Genomic DNA, 15,478 nt, shown 5'->3' with positions numbered 1-15,478 from the left:
CGTGCGGCGCTGCGCGGGCGGGCGCGCCGGAGAGTGAAGGTTTCCCCGCGCCGGATGCGACCGACGATACAAAGTGGGCACCACCCCCGCCCACGCCGCACGACGAACGGAGATCCCGTGTCGACCACGGAAACCGCCATCGCCTCCGCCGAGGCGCACAGCGCACACAACTACCACCCGTTGCCGGTCGTCGTGGCCTCGGCGGAGGGCGCCTGGATGACCGATGTCGAGGGGCGCCGCTACCTCGATCTGCTGGCCGGGTACTCGGCGCTCAATTTCGGCCACGGCAACCGCCGCCTGATCGACGCGGCCAAGGCCCAGCTGGAGCGGGTGACCCTGACCTCCCGGGCCTTCCACCACGACCGGTTCGCCGACTTCTGTACGCGGCTGGCCGAGCTCTGTTCCATGGAGATGGTCCTCCCGATGAACACCGGGGCGGAGGCCGTGGAGACGGCGGTGAAGACCGCCCGGAAGTGGGGGTACCGGGTCAAGGGCGTCCCGGACGGGATGGCGAAGATCATCGTGGCCTCGGACAACTTCCACGGCCGTACGACGACGATCGTCAGCTTCTCCACGGACCCGGAGGCGCGGGCCGACTTCGGCCCGTACACCCCGGGGTTCGAGATCGTGCCGTACGGAGACCTCACCGCGCTCCGGGAGGCGATGACCGAGAACACCGTGGCGGTGCTGATCGAGCCGATCCAGGGCGAGGCCGGGGTGCTGGTGCCGCCGACCGGTTATCTGCCCGGGGTGCGGGAGCTGACCCGCGAGCGGAACGTGCTGTTCATCGCGGACGAGATCCAGTCGGGTCTGGGGCGTACCGGGAAGACGTTCGCGTGCGAGCACGAGGGTGTGGTGCCGGACATGTACGTGCTGGGCAAGGCGCTCGGCGGCGGGGTGGTGCCGGTGTCGGCGGTGGTCTCCTCGGCGGAGATCCTCGGGGTGTTCCGGCCCGGCGAGCACGGCTCCACCTTCGGCGGGAACCCGCTGGCGTGCGCGGTGGCGCTGGAGGTGGTCGCGATGCTGCGGACCGGGGAGTTCCAGGAGCGCGCCACGGAGCTGGGCGAGCATCTGCACCGGGAACTGGGGCTGCTGGCGGGCGGCGGCGCGGTGGACGCGGTACGCGGCCGGGGGCTGTGGGCGGGCGTCGACATCGCGCCCGCCCTCGGCACCGGGCGGCAGATCTCGGAACGGCTGATGGAGGAACGAGTGCTGGTGAAGGACACCCACGGCTCGACGATCCGGATCGCGCCGCCGCTGGTGATCTCCAAGGAGGACCTGGACTGGGGCCTCGACCGGCTGCGTACGGTGCTCAGCACCTCTTAGGACGAAGGCTCAGAGGATGACGTGGGGCAGGAAGCGGGCGTACTCGTCCGTGACCGGCCCCGCCGATTCCCGGATGCCGAGCCCGGCCGCCTCGTCCTCCACCACCCAGGCCCCGAGCACCACGCGGTTGCCGTCGATGTCGGGGAGCGGGGCCAGCTCCTGGTAGCAGCACGGCTCCTCGCGCGCGACGGCCGGGGAGCCGGGCCCGTACAGGTCCACCCCGGCGCCCTCGCGGCCCAGCAGCGGTTTGGAGACGTACCCCGCCCCGGCGGGCCCGGCCAGCTCGCGCGGGCCGTCGAGGTAGGCGGGCAGCAGATTGGGGTGGCCCGGGTACAGCTCCCAGAGGACCGCCAGCAGCGCCTTGTTGGAGAGCAGCATCTTCCAGGCGGGCTCGATCCAGCAGGTGGTGCCGGAGCCGCCGCCGTTGTCGAGGGTCTCCAGCACCTGCGGCCCGAAGCGGTCCGTGGTGAGCCACTCCCAGGGGTAGAGCTTGAAGCAGCTGCGGATGAAGCGGAGCCGGTCGTCGACGAACCGCCCGGACAGCCGGTCCCAGCCGATCTCCTCCACGGACAGCGCCTCGGTGTCGAGTCCGGCCTGCTGGGCGGTCTCGCGGAGGTACGCGACCGTCATCAGGTCCTCGCCCGCCTCGTCGCCCTCCGAGTGGGCGAAGTGGACCGGGCCCGGCGGCAGCAGCCGCGCCTGCCGCTTCCAGGCGTCGACCAGCCGCTCGTGGAGCGAGTTCCACTGGTCGGCGCCGGGGAACCGTTCCTCCATCCAGAACCACTGCGGGCTGGCGGCCTCCACCAGTGAGGTGGGGGTGTCGGCGTTGTACTCCAGCATCTTCGCCGGGCCGTCCCCGTCGTAGCGCAGGTCGAACCGCCCGTACAGGGAGGGCAGTTCGTCGCGGCGGCGCCAGGACTCGGCGACCAGGGCGGCCAGGCGCGGATCGGTGATCCCGAGGTCGGCGAACCGGTCGCGCTCCACGATGTGCGCGGCGGCGGCCAGGCTCATCGTGTGCAGCTCCTCGACGGTCTCCTCCAGCGCCTCGACCTCAGGCAGCGAGAAGACGTAGTAGGCGCTCTCGTCCCAGTAGGGGCGCAGCGACCCGTCCGGGTGGCGGGTGAGCGGATAGACGAGCCCCTGGGACTCGACGGTCTCCTGCCAGCCGGGGCGCGGTGCGATCGTGCGGCGCTCCACCGGGCTCAGCCCCCACCGGACTTGGTGCAGCCGAAGCCGCCCCGGTCGACCGCCGACTTGTCGAAGCTGCCGCCCTGGACCTTGCCGTCGTAACTGCTGGTGGAGCCGCCGTAGTAGTACGAGCCCCGGCCGGAGCCTCCGGTGCCCCCGGAGCCGCCCGCTCCGCCACCGCCGCCGGAGCCCCGGCACTCGTAACTGGGCAGGGTCTCGCGGGTCGTCCGGTCGGCGCACCGCCGGTCCGGTTCCGATCCGCAGGACGTGATCGTCAGGGCGAGCAGCCCCATGCCGCCGAGCACGACCGTGCTCGACCTCAGCCTCCGCTTAGCCATCTCTTCAGTTCTCCCCCGTGCGTCGTACGTGGTGCGCGTCCGGCACGTCTCGCCACCGGACCTCTTGTCAGACTAGTTGCGGGGTGCGCGGGTTCGGAACCGGAGCGGGCGGACCGGCGGCCTCCCTCCCCCCTCTCCGCCCGGTACATTCCCTTTTGTGCCTCTGGGGATGATCTGTGCGCTCGCCTCCGCGCTCTGCTACGGGACGGCCTCCGTCCTCCAGGCCATCGCCGCGCGGGCCGCCGCCCGGCCGGAGTCCGGGGCGGGCGTGGACCCCGCGCTGCTGCTCCGGGCCGTACGGCAGTGGCGTTACGTGGCCGGGCTCGCCCTGGACGGGCTGGGGTTCGTCCTCCAGATCGTCGCCCTGCGCTCGCTGCCCATCTACGCGGTGGGGGCCGCGCTCGCCGCCTCCCTCGCGGTGACGGCGGTGGTCGCGGCGCGGCTGCTGGCGGTCCGGCTCAGCGCGACGGAGTGGACGGCGGTGGCGACGGTCTGCGCCGGGCTCGGGATGCTGGGGCTCGCCTCGGGCGTGGAGGGCGACCGGCCGGGCCCGGACTGGCTGCCGTGGGCGATGCCCGCCGCCGCGCTGGGGGTGCTGCTGCTCGGCGCGGTGGGCGGTCGGCTGCCGACCCGGCCGCGCTCCCTGGCGCTGGGGCTGGGGGCGGGGTTCGGCTTCGGGGTGGTGGAGGTGTCGGTGCGGCTGGTCGACGACGTGTCGCCGGGCGCGCTGGTGCGGAACCCGGCGGCGTACGGGCTGCTGCTGGGCGGCGGGGCGGCGTTCCTGCTGCTGACCTCGGCGCTCCAGAAGGGGTCGGTGACCACGGCAACGGCCGGGATGGTGCTCGGCGAGACGGTGGGCCCGGCGCTGGTGGGCGTGGTGTGGCTGGGCGACGGGACCCGGGCGGGGCTCGGCTGGCTGGCGGTCACCGGTTTCGCGGTGGCGGTGGCGGGGTCGCTGGCCCTGGCCCGGTTCGGGGAGGCGCCGGAGGCGGAGGGCGGGGGCGCGCCGGGCCGCCCTTAGGGCGTGTCCGGCGGATCAGGACGCGGACCCGGTCAAGATCCGCCGGACACACCCTTAGGGGCCTGGCCCTGGACTTCTTACGGCAACACCCGGCACAGCGCGTCCAGGGCACCCGTCCACGCGCTCTCCGACGGCGAGCCGTAGCCGATCACCAGCGCGTCGCGCCCGGCCGGGGCGTCGGGGTGGCGGTAGCGGGCGAGGCCGTCCAGCGCCAGGCCCTGGAAGGCCGCCGCCTGGATCACCGGACGCTCGGTGCCCGGGGGGAGTTCGAGGACCGCGTGCAGCCCGGCCGCGATACCGCTGACCTCGATGCCCGGCGCGCGTTCGGCGAGCGCCGCGACGAGCTGGTCGCGGCGGCGCCGGTAGCGCAGCCGCATGGAGCGTACGTGCCGGTCGTACGCCCCCGAGGCGATGAACTCCGCGAGCGTCAGCTGCTCGACGGTGCCGGTCATCCAGTCGGCCGCGCCCTTCACCGCCACGACCTCCGCGACCAGGCTCCGGGGCAGCACCATCCAGCCCAGGCGCAGGCCGGGGGCAAGGGACTTGGAGGCGGTGCCGAGGTGGACGACGTGTTCGGGGTCCAGGCCCTGGAGGGCGCCGACGGGCTGCCGGTCGTAGCGGAACTCCCCGTCGTAGTCGTCCTCCAGGATCAGGCCCCCGGTGGCGCGCGCCCAGTCGACGGCGGCGGCCCGCCGGTCCGGGTGGAGCGGCACCCCGGTGGGGAACTGGTGGGCCGGGGTGAGCAGGACCGCCCCCGTACCGCGCATCGCGGCCAGCTCCCCGGTGCGGGCGCCGAGGTGGTCCACCACCAGCCGGGGGGTGCGCAGGCCGGTGCCGGTGAGGAGGTCGCGGTGCAGGTCGAGGCCGTACGACTCGACGGCGAGGTCCCGCACCCGGCGCTGCCGCAGCACCTTGCCCAGCAGCGTCAGCCCGTGGACGAAGCCGGAACAGACCACGATGCGCTCCGGGTCGGCGTGCACCCCGCGCGAGCGGCTCAGGTACTCGGCCAGCACCGTGCGCAGTTCGGGGCGCCCGCGCGCGTCGCCGTAGCCGAACGCCTCGTCGGGCGCGGCCGTGAGCGCCTTGCGGGCCGCCCGGAGCCAGGCGGTGCGGGGGAAGGAGGACACGTCCGGGGAGCCCGGTTTGAGGTTGTGGCCGGTCCGGGGGCGGGCGGGCCTGCTGCGGACCACCACCGGGTCGGCCCGGCGCGGCGCCGACCGCTGGGCGACCCGGGTCCCCGAGCCCTGCCGGGCGGTGAGCCACCCCTCGGCGACGAGTTCGGCGTAGGCGTCGGCGACCGTGTTGCGGGCGATGCCCAGGTCGGCGGCGAGCGCCCGGGAGGACGGCAGCCGGGTGCCGGGGGCCAGCCGCCCACTGCGCACGGCCTCCCGCAGGGCCTCCATCAGCCCGCTGCGCAGCCCCGTACCGACCGGCTCCAGGTGCAGGTCGGCGCCGAAGGTGGCCCAGGAATCCGTCATGGGGGTGAACCCTATCGCTGTGCCACCGGGGTCGTGTGAAGGGCTCTCACCGGCCGACCATCGAGCTGGGTCCTCCCCCTCTTCACGCTCCCGACCCGGGTCGGGACAGGGCTTCTTCCGTTCTCGCGCTCCGGTACGCAACGGGCAGCGCGGCCGTACTCTGGATTCCATGACTGATGCGGGGAAGAAAGTCAAGCAGGCCCGCAAGCTGCGCGGGCTCACCCAAAGGGAGTTGGCCGACCACTCCGGGGTTTCGGTCTCGACCATCCGCAAGCTCGAACAAGGGGAACGTCCCACCGCGCGTATGGAGACGTTGCACGCGCTCGCCAGGACCTTACGCCTGGAAACCATGGATCTGGTTGCCAAGCCCAAGGAGGAGGGGGCCCGGGCGGAGACCCACGAACTGTGGGCACCGGTTCGGGCCGAGCTGACACGGCCCCCCGCTTCGGCAATCGACGCCCCGGCGACTCCTGCCGGAGTCAGCGGCGTCCTCAGGGCAGCGGAACTTCTTTACAGCAACCACCAGTTCACCGAACTCGCCGCCGTGCTGCCCGGCCTACTGCGTGATGCGGACACCTTGTCCGGTGACGGGCGGGGCGTCCAAGTGCGCGTGCTGCAAATGGCGGCGGGAGCACTGACACACACCCGGCAGTTCGATATCGCGGAGCTGGTGGTCCGCCGCTCCCTGGCGAACGCCCAGGACCGGTTGGAAGCATCCGCCAGCATCAACACGCTGACATGGCTCATGATCCGGCAAGGACAGCTGGACCAGGCTCTGGCGCTGGCAACGCAGTGGGCGGACGACCTGGAACCCCGGATCACCCGTGCGACAACCTCTGAACTCGCCGCATGGGGACTGCTGTTGCTGCGGGCTTCTGGCGCGGCGGTCCGCAACAACCAACCCGAGGTCGCCGCGGACATGAAGAGGTTCGCCCGGAGCGCGGCGACCGCGATCGGCCGGGAGGTGAAGGTCGCACACGAGACGGTTCGGACCTTCGGCCCCACAACAGTCCGGATGCTGACCGTGGAGGACGCATTGGTCAAGGATCAGCCGGACACAGCGTTGCGGCTCGCCGCGCAGATGCCCCTGTTCACTGTCCGCCCCTCCAGCAGCGTACGGAGCCGACACGGACTGGACGTGGCCAACGCGTACGCCCGGCTCGGTCGATTCACAGAATCGTTCGGCAAGTTGAGCGAATTGCAAGCCGCTTCCCCTCAGTGGTTCCCGAACCAAACGCCCGCCCGGGACACTCTGCGAACCATCGTCGAGGGACGACGCACCCTCACTCCCGAAATGCGCCACATGGCCAGTACGTTGCAACTGGCTCTGTAGAAGGGGCACTTCCGCACTGCTGGTAGCGAGAGTGCCACAGAAAGCGATCACAGGGCAGTCCTAACGTCATGTCATGCCCCGACGAAGCCCCGCCGATCGTGCACGCCGACGCGTGCTCCTGGACGCCGCCGCCGGTCTGTGGCCCATCGCCCCCTACCCGTACCCGGTAGCCGCGCGCCGTCCCGCGCGGGTCCTGGGCGAGCCGACGCCCGAGAGCGGGGGCGCACGGTGACCGCGTTACCGGAGATCGGCACGCTCATGGTGGACGCCAGCCGCAGAGACCGTGTCGGTGAGTTCCGAGGGGTCGCCGGTCCGTACTGGTCGCTGCGGCCGGTCTGCGGCGGGCAGGAGTGGGAAGCCGCACCCGAGAACGTACGCCCCGCAACGCCCGCGGAACGCCTGAGCTCCGGGACCGCTCGCGCCAACGCCCGAAGCCGGGGCGAGGCGCTGTGAACCCAACACGCTTACGGGCTCGGCTCGCCCTCGCCGTGGGAACCGTGGAGATCCTGTTACGACTCCGCTTCCCCCGCATCATGTGGGCGCTGACTCCTCGTCCGCCCGAGCAGGACCGACCGTTCGCCGAGCTGGTCCGCATCGAGTCGGTCTCCGCCTACCGGGCCTTGTTCTGCGCCGAGTTGGACACGGCGATCACCGACCAGGCCGCGGAGCACAAGGCGGCGGACGAACCGCACGCGGCGGGAGGCGCGCTCCGTTGCCCGGTCGGTCCGGCGCGTTACGCCGTGGATGTGACCGTGACGGACGGGCGGCGCGTGACCTCGCTCGGCGGTGGCACGTTGCCGAACCGTCGGCTCGTCATGCGGTGGCTCCGCAGACAGGCGCTTCGGCTCGCGGACGGCCACGGAGGCGACGTACCACCCGGCGCGCCGCACCTCCCGGCCAGAGACGTGGACCCGGTGGTCTTCCACGGCTCCGACGCACCGGAAAGGCTGCGGTCGTGGGCCGGTGACGACGAACGCCAGGACAACGCGATACGCGCCCTGGAGTGCGGGCTGCCCGCAGTGCTCACCGTCACCGACCCCGCCGTGGGCATGCACGTCACCCTCGCGGGATGGCCCGTCCGTTCGGCGCGGGCCGTGGGTGACGACCTGCCTGACGGCTCGCCCTGAACTCCGCTGCCTCCCGCGTGACGTGCTCTGCGGCAGAAAGCACGCGGCGCTGCTCCGGTCGACTGCTGCCGACAGCAGTCGACCGTCTCCACCACACCCCGCCCCATGGGAGGTACATCAGCATGACGACGTTCATGGAACTGCCCACGCGCGAACCTCAAGGTGTGTGTCCCCGCCCCGTCCGGAACGCCTGCACCCCCAACGACTCCAGCGACTGCAACCCGGCGTCGACCACCGCGTGCAGCCCCAAGTACTGAGAGGCCGATGATGAATTGGGAGAAGGAGGCGAGGCGACTCGGCGCCATGGGGCTGCACCCCACGTTCGTGACGGCGGACGCGACCACGCGGGTTCCGGGGACCTACGAACGGATCGTGTCCACCGTCGGGCTGCCCGCCGGTCCGGGGCTCCGTCCGGTGCTCGCCGCTCTGGTGCCCGGTGGGCGGATCGCGACGACCATCGGGCGCACGTCCCTGATCGTGACCGGGTGGAAGCACAACGACGGGGACGTGGTGGGCGTGGTCGAGCGGGACACCGCCGGTTTCCTGCCCACCCGGTCCGGCGACGACTACCCGCCCGCCCTGACCGGGTTGTTCGCCCTCGCCCGGACGAGCGAAGGGGAGACCACCGGCATCGGACGCTACCCCGTGGTGGACGTGGCCGAAGCGTGGGAACTCCGTTCCATGCTGGAAGTCACGACCCCGGGCGTGGAGTCCGCGTTCGAGACCGACGGCGAGACCCGCACCGCCTACCTGGTGCACCCGGACGGTTCATGGGCCCGGGCGACTGCGGAGTGGACCGATCCGCCGGAAGTGCACCAGGGCGGACCGCAACGGCTCTGGGGAGCGCTGGAGCGCGTCCGGAACCGGCTGAACACCGAAGGGTCGTTGCCGCTGCTCGGGGCGCGGGTGCGCATCACGCCTGATGGTGTGGTGCACCTGTGGCGCGGCGGTTGGCGCGGTTCCCTGGGCGACCGATAGGCCCGGCCGGGCCGCTTCGAACCGGAGGCAGGTGGGTGGAGGCGGCCGTACCCGTGCGCTCCCGCTGTCGGCCGTAGCCGGACGGGGTTCAGCCGACGGCTCTGCCTCAGCGTGTCCCGCTGTGACTGAAAGAGTTACGTCAATCACTGCGGGTTCGTAGCTCACGTGCCCGCCGACTCAGCGAAAGGTAACTCCATGAAGCGACTCGTTGCGCGTCTGTGGCGTCTGATCCGTGGCCCCCTGCAATGGCGGGTCCTGTGGTTCGCGCACGCCAAGTTCATGGTCGGTGTGACGGGAGTCGTCCGGAACGACGCGGGGCAGGTCCTGCTGCTCAAGCACCGCATGTGGCCCCCGGAGCGCCCTTGGGGGCTCCCCACCGGCTACGCCATCAAGAGCGAGGAATTCCCGCTGACCATCGCCCGGGAGGTGAAGGAGGAGACCGGACTCGATGTGAAGCCCGGTCGGCTGGTGAACGTCACGAGCGGCTACAAACTCCGCGTGGAGGTCGCCTACGAAGCGCTGCACGTCGGGGGAACCCTGAAAATCGACGAGTTGGAAATCTTGGAGGCACAGTGGTTCAGCTTGGACACACTGCCGGAAGGAATGCAGGAATCCCACCGGCAACTGGTGCTCGGGGGCAACACCCCCTGACCATCCTGGCACCCAATGAAACTGTCGTCGGTGCCGAGGTGCTGCACGCGCTCGGTGCGCTGCGGGCCGACTCGTCCGTCCTCACGGCGAGACACCCGGACCACATCTTCCGCCCCGCTCCCGACCGCTTGGCGCAGTGGCAGGCGGCGGGGATCGACACGGCCCCTTTCCACCTAGGTCTGTACGCCACGCGGGGCAGGTACGCCGAACTCGGGCTCTCACACATGCTGCCCCTTCACAGAATGTTGGTGGGCGCCGAGTCGGTCCGGCCCGGTGCCTTCGGCGGATTCCACCACCCGGACCAGGGATACCGGCATCTGCAAATGCTGTCGGTCATCACCATGTACGGGCCGATGGAACACACCGTCCCGGAACGCCCGGAACTCGCGCTGCTCGACCTGCTTCGGGCCTACGCCCACGACTGCCTTCACTTCGGATCGCGTCGGCGGTACGTAGACGTCGCGGGCAAGCCGACCCGGACGCAGTACGGCATCAACTACCGCCGCATCACGGGCCAGACGTACAGTTCGGCCGACCCGCAGGGCACCCCCCACACCCGCAACCTCGGCGTCGTGATGGAAGGGGCCTGCGACAGGGAAGCCCGCCGCGTCACCCGCGAGACAGCAGCTCGCGCCGGACTGCTGGAGCCCGACGACGTGTTCGGCCGGCTCGCGTTCCGGGACACCACGGGAACGCTGTCGGCCGACGACGTGATGACGGGGCCGGTGGAGGAGGGCGCTGATGAGGCGGCCCGGTACGCCGGGGCACTCCGCCGGTACGAAACAGGAGTGAACCGCCGCTACACCGTGTTCCTGTCCGAGTTCGCGCCCGGTGAGGAAGACAACCTGCACGACCTCTTGCTCACCGCAGTGGTCAGCGGGGACACCCGAGGGCTGGGCGTCTGGCTCGATGCCCGACACGGTCCCGGAAGCTTCGCCGGAGTGTTCCAGTCGGGTGCGTACTTCGCTCCCGCCCTGGATCTCAGCGCCTGATCGGCTCGACGCGGCCCCACCCGAACGTGGTGCAGTCCCTTGATTCCGCAGCAACGAGCCCCGCTCCCGCACTGCCCCTTCACCCATGGGTGGGGCTTCGCGCTGTCCCGACACCCACGAAAGAGATCGAACGCACCGTGCTGCAATGCACCGCCGTCGCCGGAACACCGTTCGTTGAAGCGCTCGTTGCCCTTGCCGACATGGAAGGGGGCCCCGACCATCCGCAGGAAGCCCTCGCCCGGGACTTCCTGTTGTGCGAACTCGGCGAGCACGACGAGTCCACCGAACACGCCGCACACCTGTGTGCGGCCGAGGGCCGGGACGATCGGGACCTGTGGTTCCTGTGGGCCGGAAGCAGCACTCACCGGGTCTACCGGTTCGCCACCCTGCCCCTGTGCCTGGCGACCCTCCACGACTTCGACCGAGGCTCCATCAGGCGGTGCCCGCTCTTCTTCGGCCACCGTCCCCGTACCCACTCCTTCCAGGTGACGGACCCGCTCGGCGCCCTGGACACCGACGACACCGACGCATCATGACGGCCCAGGAGGTCACCCGAACCATGAACAAGTGCACGTCCGTGGTCTTCCTGTCACCTACCAACCACGTCGTCTCCCTGTTCGCCCCCGTGCACCGCCTGGAGGCCCGGCATGTTCTCTGCGAACTCGGCGAGGACCATGACGACGACCACGCCGACATGGTGTGGGACGAGGGCGGACGGCCCGGCAGTGCCGTCTGGGCCCGGTGGAACGGACAGGACGTAAAGCTCGCGTCACTGCCCTGGTGCCCCGCGCTCACTGCCGAGGAGGACGCTTGCGGGCTGTTCGCCGACCACCCGTCCGCACACACATGGGACGTGACGGACCCCACCCTGGAAGCCCTCAGACAAGAGTTGGCGAAGGAGCGTCCGCACCGGTCGCCCGAGTTCACCGAGGAAGGCGGGGAGTAGACGATCCGTTCCGAGGGGTCGTCCGGCTCCCCCGACCGGGGCCGACGCCGCCGCAGGCTCCCGTGGCCGTGCTCCGGGAGGATGCCCCGGTCGCCGCCGAAAATGGCCCAGGAATCCGTCACCGCAGTGGACCACACCCTTGCGCCACCGAGCCCGTAGCGTCGTTCTCATGACGACACACACGCACACGCACGGCACTCCCGCGTACGCCCCCGAGCACCCCGCCCGGCTGCCCTGGGCCGAGCTGGCCCCCGAGGTCTTCAAGGCGATGGTCCGCCTCGACGCCGCCTCCCGGAAGGGGCTCGACCCGCTGTTGCTGGAGCTGGTGAAGATCCGGGCCTCGCAGCTCAACCGGTGTGCGTTCTGCCTGGACATGCACTCCAAGGACGCCCTGGCCGCCGGGGAGAGCGCCGAGCGGATCGTCCAGCTGAGCGCCTGGGACGAGTCGCGGCACTTCTACACGGAGAAGGAGATCGCGGCGATCGAGCTGACGGAGGCGATCACCGTCCTGACCGACGGGTTCGTCCCGGACGAGGTGTACGCGCGGGCCGCCGCCCACTTCGAGAAGGCCGAACTGGCCCAGCTGATCGCCGCGATCACGGTGATCAACGCCTGGAACCGCTTCGGGGTCACCACCCGGCAGGTCCCCGGCCACTACACGCCCGGCGACTTCAAGCACTGACCGCCCCCCTGGAGGAGAGCCCCATGACCGACCCGGTCTCCGTCTTCCGCGCCCTGCACCACGGCCGCGCCCCCGGCGACCCGCTGGTGCTGCCCGGGCCGTGGGACGCGGCGAGTGCGCGGGCCCTGGAGGAGGCCGGGTTCCCGGCGCTGGCGGTGCCGAGCGCGGGGGTCGCCGCCGCGCTCGGCCACGAGGACGGGCGGACCCCGGCGGAGGAGATGTTCGCCGCCGTGGCGAGGATCGTCCGCGCGGTCTCCGTACCCGTGTCGGCGGACATCGAGGCCGGGTACGGGCTGGAGCCGGAGGAGCTGGTGGAACGGCTCCTGGCGGCGGGGGCCGTCGGCTGCAACCTGGAGGACTCGGTGGACGGCGTCCTGCTGGACCCGGCCCGCCAGGCGGACCGGCTGGCCCGCTTCTGCGCGGCGGCGGGCGGGCAGCTCTTCCTGAACGCCCGGGTCGACACCTTCGTACGCGCGACACCCGACGGTACGGGTGGGGAGGCGGGTGCCCCTACGGGTCTGGAAGCGGACGCTCTCGAGCGGGTCCGGTGCTATGCGGCAGCAGGCGCCGACGGGGTCTACCCGATCGGCGCGCCGCACGGGGCGCTGCCCCGGCTGGCCGCCGCCGTGTCCGTACCGCTGAACGCCCTCGGTACGCCGGACTCCCCGGCCGCCGTGCGCAGGCTGGGCGAACTGGGCGCGGCCCGGGTCACGTTCGGCCCGGCGCTCCAGCGGCTGGCGGTGGCGGCGGCGCGGGAGGCGGCGGAGGGGGTGCGGTAGGCCCCCAGCCCTGTGGACCCGTGGCCCCGCGGACAGCGAAGTGCCCCGGCGGCCTGCGCCGACTGCCGGGGCACTCGTCATGCTAGGCGCACGGATCGGTCCATGCGTGCGGATCGGTCAGATCAGGCCGAGCTCGCGGACCGCGTCGCGCTCCTCGGTGAGCTCCTTGACCGACGCGTCGATGCGCGCGCGGGAGAACTCGTTGATGTCCAGGCCCTGGACGATCTCGTACTTTCCGTCCTTCGTGGTGACCGGGAAGGAGGAGATGATGCCCTCGGGGACGCCGTAGGAGCCGTCCGACGGGATGCCCATCGAGGTCCAGTCGCCCTCGGCGGTGCCGTTGACCCAGGTGTGGACGTGGTCGATGGCGGCGTTGGCGGCCGAGGCGGCGGAGGACGCGCCCCGGGCCTCGATGATCGCGGCGCCGCGCTTGGCGACGGTCGGGATGAAGGTGTCGGCCAGCCACACCTCGTCGTTGACGACCTCGGCCGCGTTCTTGCCGGCGATCTCCGCGTGGAAGATGTCCGGGTACTGGGTGGCCGAGTGGTTGCCCCAGATCGTCAGCTTCTTGATGTCGGAGACGGCGGCACCGGTCTTGGCGGCCAGCTGCGAGATCGCGCGGTTGTGGTCCAGGCGGGTCATCGCGGTGAAGCGCTCGGCCGGTACGTCCGGGGCGGCGGCCTGCGCGATGAGCGCGTTGGTGTTGGCCGGGTTGCCGACGACGAGGACCTTGATGTCGTCCGCCGCGTGGTCGTTGATGGCCTTGCCCTGCGGCTTGAAGATGCCACCGTTGGCGGCGAGCAGGTCACCGCGCTCCATGCCCTTGGTACGGGGGCGGGCGCCGACGAGCAGGGCCACGTTCGCACCGGCGAAGCCGACGTTCGGGTCGTCGGTGATCTCGATGCCCCGCAGCAGCGGGAAGGCGCAGTCGTCGAGCTCCATCGCGGTGCCCTCGGCGGCCTTGAGGCCCTGCGGGATCTCCAGGAGGCGCAGGTTGACCGGCACGTCCGGGCCGAGCAGGTGGCCGGAGGCGATGCGGAAGAGCAGCGCGTAGCCGATCTGGCCGGCAGCGCCGGTCACGGTGACATTGACGGGAGTGCGGGTCATGGCGGTCTCCGTTAGACAGCTGGCGGTGGGGGTCCCGGCCCCTGGTGCCGGACCCTGGTGCGGGAGATCCCTTCGCGCCCGGATCAAATCTTGACGTGAAGAGATATCCGGCGGTCAGGCTATCGGACCCGGGCGGGCCCGCCCGCCCGGCCCCCTGTGGCACCGCGCACAAACGGTCACCCACCGCAGGCGCGGTGCGTGACCCCTCCTGCCCGTCGGGCCCTACGGCGTGGTGCACCCCTTCGTGCCGGAGGTGAGCGTGGCGCATGCCTTCGCCTCGCCCGGCTTCTTCACCCCGACCATCGGCGTGTACGCGTCCGTGTCGCCCATGACCTCGCCGTCCTGCCCGTCCGCCGCCGCGCCCGCCGTGATCGTGACGGTGTCGCCGATGGCCGCCTCGGTGAGCCGGGCCCAGGCGGCGGAGCAGACCTCGCTGTACCGGACCTCGACCTTGCTGGCGCCGACCACGGTGCTCGACACCGTACGGGCGTACTCGCCGCCGCAGCCCATCTCCTCCGGGTTCTGCCCGGTGCAGTCCTCGCCGTTGCACTCGACGCCGACGGGCAGCTCCGGGGCGGCCGTGGTGGGGGCCACGGTCGGGGGCGGGGTGGCCTTGGCGGGGTCGTCGCCGCCCGGGGCCAGCAGCACCGCGCCGACCACGACGATCAGGGCTCCGGCCGCACCGACGAGCATGGCGACCTTGCCGCGACCGCGAGGGGCGGGGGCCTTGCGCGCCTTGCCCGCCTTCTCCCCGGTGCTCGCGCCCGGCTGCTCGGCGTACGGGGCGTGCGGGGCGGAACCGCGCTGGGCGGGCACGGAGGGCGTTCGTCCGTCGCCGTGGCCGCCGGGGCCGTAGGCGCCGTACGAGTCGGAGCCGTACGGGTCGGAGCCGTACGGGTCGGAGCCGTAGCCCGCCGGTTCCTGGACGCCCGGTCCGGGGCCGTAACCGTCCGGTCCGGTCGCGGTGGGTACGCGCGCCGCGGAGCCCGCCGCGCTGTGGCGCCCGCCCGCGGACCGGCCGGGACCGGCCTTGCCGCCCGCCGCCGGGGACTTCGCGTCCGCCGGCCCCGTCGTGCCGAGCTCGCCGAGGGCCGCCCGCGCCTGGGTGATGCGGATGGCCTCCATCGTCATGTCGTGGCGCATCTCGGCCCGGCTCCAGGCCCGCTCGGCCAGCTCCCACATGGTCGTGAGGTGGTGCTGCGGTGTGTCCGTCACCTCGGCGAGGGCCACGACGGCCCGGCGCGGGGGGAGCAGCCGGCCGTTGAGGTACCGCTCCCAGGACGTCTTGCTGTATCCCGTGCGGTCGGCCACCGCGTTGATGTTCAGCCCGCTGCGGTCCACGAGCCTGCGCAGCTGGCTCGCGAACTCCCTGATCTGCGGGTCGAGTTCTTCGGGCAGTGCCTTCCAACGAGGCATCGCGTTCCCCCCTTGTGTTCCCCCGGACGTGCTTGCTGTGCCCCGCTGCGGCCGGTCCCACCAGCAGGTGCGTCCCCCCGGACCGCTCCCGCTGTCGCGTCCGTCGCGGACCGCTC

16 protein-coding genes and 2 pseudogenes are annotated in these 15,478 nt (G+C 71.9%); 13 read left to right on the top strand and 5 right to left on the bottom strand.

What is annotated here, in order from left to right; genetic code table 11:
- Positions 1-117 precede the first annotated feature (117 nt).
- The gene (locus B7C62_22805; GenBank protein ARF74747.1) at positions 118-1,326 is read left to right on the top strand and encodes an ornithine--oxo-acid transaminase; all 1,209 of its coding nucleotides are present in this window, start codon (positions 118-120) and stop codon (positions 1,324-1,326) included.
- Between the two features lie 9 nt (positions 1,327-1,335).
- Here the strand turns inward: B7C62_22805 and B7C62_22800 are convergent, their stop codons facing one another.
- Both B7C62_22800 and B7C62_22795 read right to left on the bottom strand, forming a co-directional pair.
- A complete protein-coding gene (locus tag B7C62_22800; GenBank protein ARF74746.1) occupies positions 1,336-2,523 on the bottom strand; it encodes a glutathionylspermidine synthase in 1,188 nt (395 codons plus the stop codon).
- A 5-nt stretch (positions 2,524-2,528) separates the two neighbouring features.
- Positions 2,529-2,852 (bottom strand): hypothetical protein, encoded by a 324-nt coding sequence (locus B7C62_22795; protein ARF74745.1) that lies wholly within the window; start codon positions 2,850-2,852, stop codon positions 2,529-2,531.
- Positions 2,853-3,021: 169 nt separating this feature from the next.
- Between B7C62_22795 and B7C62_22790 the strand changes: the two genes are divergently transcribed.
- Positions 3,022-3,873, top strand: a complete 852-nt coding sequence (locus B7C62_22790) for a hypothetical protein (GenBank protein ID ARF74744.1) — start codon at positions 3,022-3,024, stop codon at positions 3,871-3,873.
- A 77-nt stretch (positions 3,874-3,950) separates the two neighbouring features.
- Here the strand turns inward: B7C62_22790 and B7C62_22785 are convergent, their stop codons facing one another.
- A complete protein-coding gene (locus B7C62_22785) occupies positions 3,951-5,351 on the bottom strand; it encodes a GntR family transcriptional regulator (GenBank protein ID ARF74743.1) in 1,401 nt (466 codons plus the stop codon).
- A gap of 169 nt (positions 5,352-5,520) precedes the next feature.
- On the opposite strand from B7C62_22785, the gene B7C62_22780 reads away from it, so the two are divergent.
- The 11 genes and pseudogenes from B7C62_22780 to B7C62_22730 all read left to right on the top strand — a co-directional run bounded on the left by B7C62_22780 (position 5,521) and on the right by B7C62_22730 (position 12,839).
- Positions 5,521-6,684 carry a hypothetical protein gene (locus B7C62_22780; GenBank protein ID ARF74742.1) on the top strand — a complete coding sequence of 388 codons (1,164 nt, stop codon included), beginning with the start codon at positions 5,521-5,523 and terminating at the stop codon, positions 6,682-6,684.
- A gap of 228 nt (positions 6,685-6,912) precedes the next feature.
- Positions 6,913-7,137, top strand: coding sequence for a hypothetical protein (locus B7C62_22775; GenBank protein ARF74741.1), 225 nt, complete (start codon positions 6,913-6,915; stop codon positions 7,135-7,137).
- Positions 7,134-7,397, top strand: a pseudogene (locus tag B7C62_22770) (hypothetical protein). The gene B7C62_22775 and the pseudogene B7C62_22770 overlap by 4 nt, the downstream one beginning before the upstream one ends.
- A 27-nt stretch (positions 7,398-7,424) precedes the next feature.
- On the top strand, positions 7,425-7,811 hold the full coding sequence (locus B7C62_22765; protein ARF77330.1) for a hypothetical protein: 387 nt from the start codon (positions 7,425-7,427) through the stop codon (positions 7,809-7,811).
- Positions 7,812-8,102: 291 nt separating this feature from the next.
- Positions 8,103-8,789 (top strand): annotated as a pseudogene (locus B7C62_22760) (methyltransferase type 11).
- 195 nt (positions 8,790-8,984) lie between these two features.
- Complete coding sequence (locus B7C62_22755) at positions 8,985-9,440, top strand: NUDIX hydrolase (protein ID ARF74740.1); 456 nt, start codon at positions 8,985-8,987, stop codon at positions 9,438-9,440.
- 41 nt (positions 9,441-9,481) lie between these two features.
- Positions 9,482-10,432, top strand: coding sequence for a hypothetical protein (locus B7C62_22750; protein ARF77329.1), 951 nt, complete (start codon positions 9,482-9,484; stop codon positions 10,430-10,432).
- 137 nt (positions 10,433-10,569) lie between these two features.
- Positions 10,570-10,968, top strand: a complete 399-nt coding sequence (locus B7C62_22745; protein ARF74739.1) for a hypothetical protein — start codon at positions 10,570-10,572, stop codon at positions 10,966-10,968.
- 23 nt (positions 10,969-10,991) lie between these two features.
- Complete coding sequence (locus tag B7C62_22740) at positions 10,992-11,378, top strand: hypothetical protein (GenBank protein ARF77328.1); 387 nt, start codon at positions 10,992-10,994, stop codon at positions 11,376-11,378.
- A gap of 169 nt (positions 11,379-11,547) precedes the next feature.
- On the top strand, positions 11,548-12,060 hold the full coding sequence (locus B7C62_22735) for an alkylhydroperoxidase (GenBank protein ARF74738.1): 513 nt from the start codon (positions 11,548-11,550) through the stop codon (positions 12,058-12,060).
- A gap of 23 nt (positions 12,061-12,083) precedes the next feature.
- Positions 12,084-12,839, top strand: a complete 756-nt coding sequence (locus tag B7C62_22730) for a carboxyvinyl-carboxyphosphonate phosphorylmutase (GenBank protein ID ARF74737.1) — start codon at positions 12,084-12,086, stop codon at positions 12,837-12,839.
- Positions 12,840-12,956: 117 nt separating this feature from the next.
- Here the strand turns inward: B7C62_22730 and B7C62_22725 are convergent, their stop codons facing one another.
- Both B7C62_22725 and B7C62_22720 read right to left on the bottom strand, forming a co-directional pair.
- On the bottom strand, positions 12,957-13,946 hold the full coding sequence (locus B7C62_22725; GenBank protein ARF74736.1) for a malate dehydrogenase: 990 nt from the start codon (positions 13,944-13,946) through the stop codon (positions 12,957-12,959).
- Between the two features lie 222 nt (positions 13,947-14,168).
- Complete coding sequence (locus B7C62_22720; protein ARF74735.1) at positions 14,169-15,362, bottom strand: hypothetical protein; 1,194 nt, start codon at positions 15,360-15,362, stop codon at positions 14,169-14,171.
- Positions 15,363-15,478 lie beyond the last annotated feature (116 nt).

It is taken from the genome of Kitasatospora albolonga (assembly GCA_002082585.1).
GTDB lineage: Bacteria > Actinomycetota > Actinomycetes > Streptomycetales > Streptomycetaceae > Streptomyces > Streptomyces stephensoniae.
The sequence above is the reverse complement of the archived record's forward strand: the minus strand, read 5'-3'. Positions and strand labels throughout refer to the sequence as shown.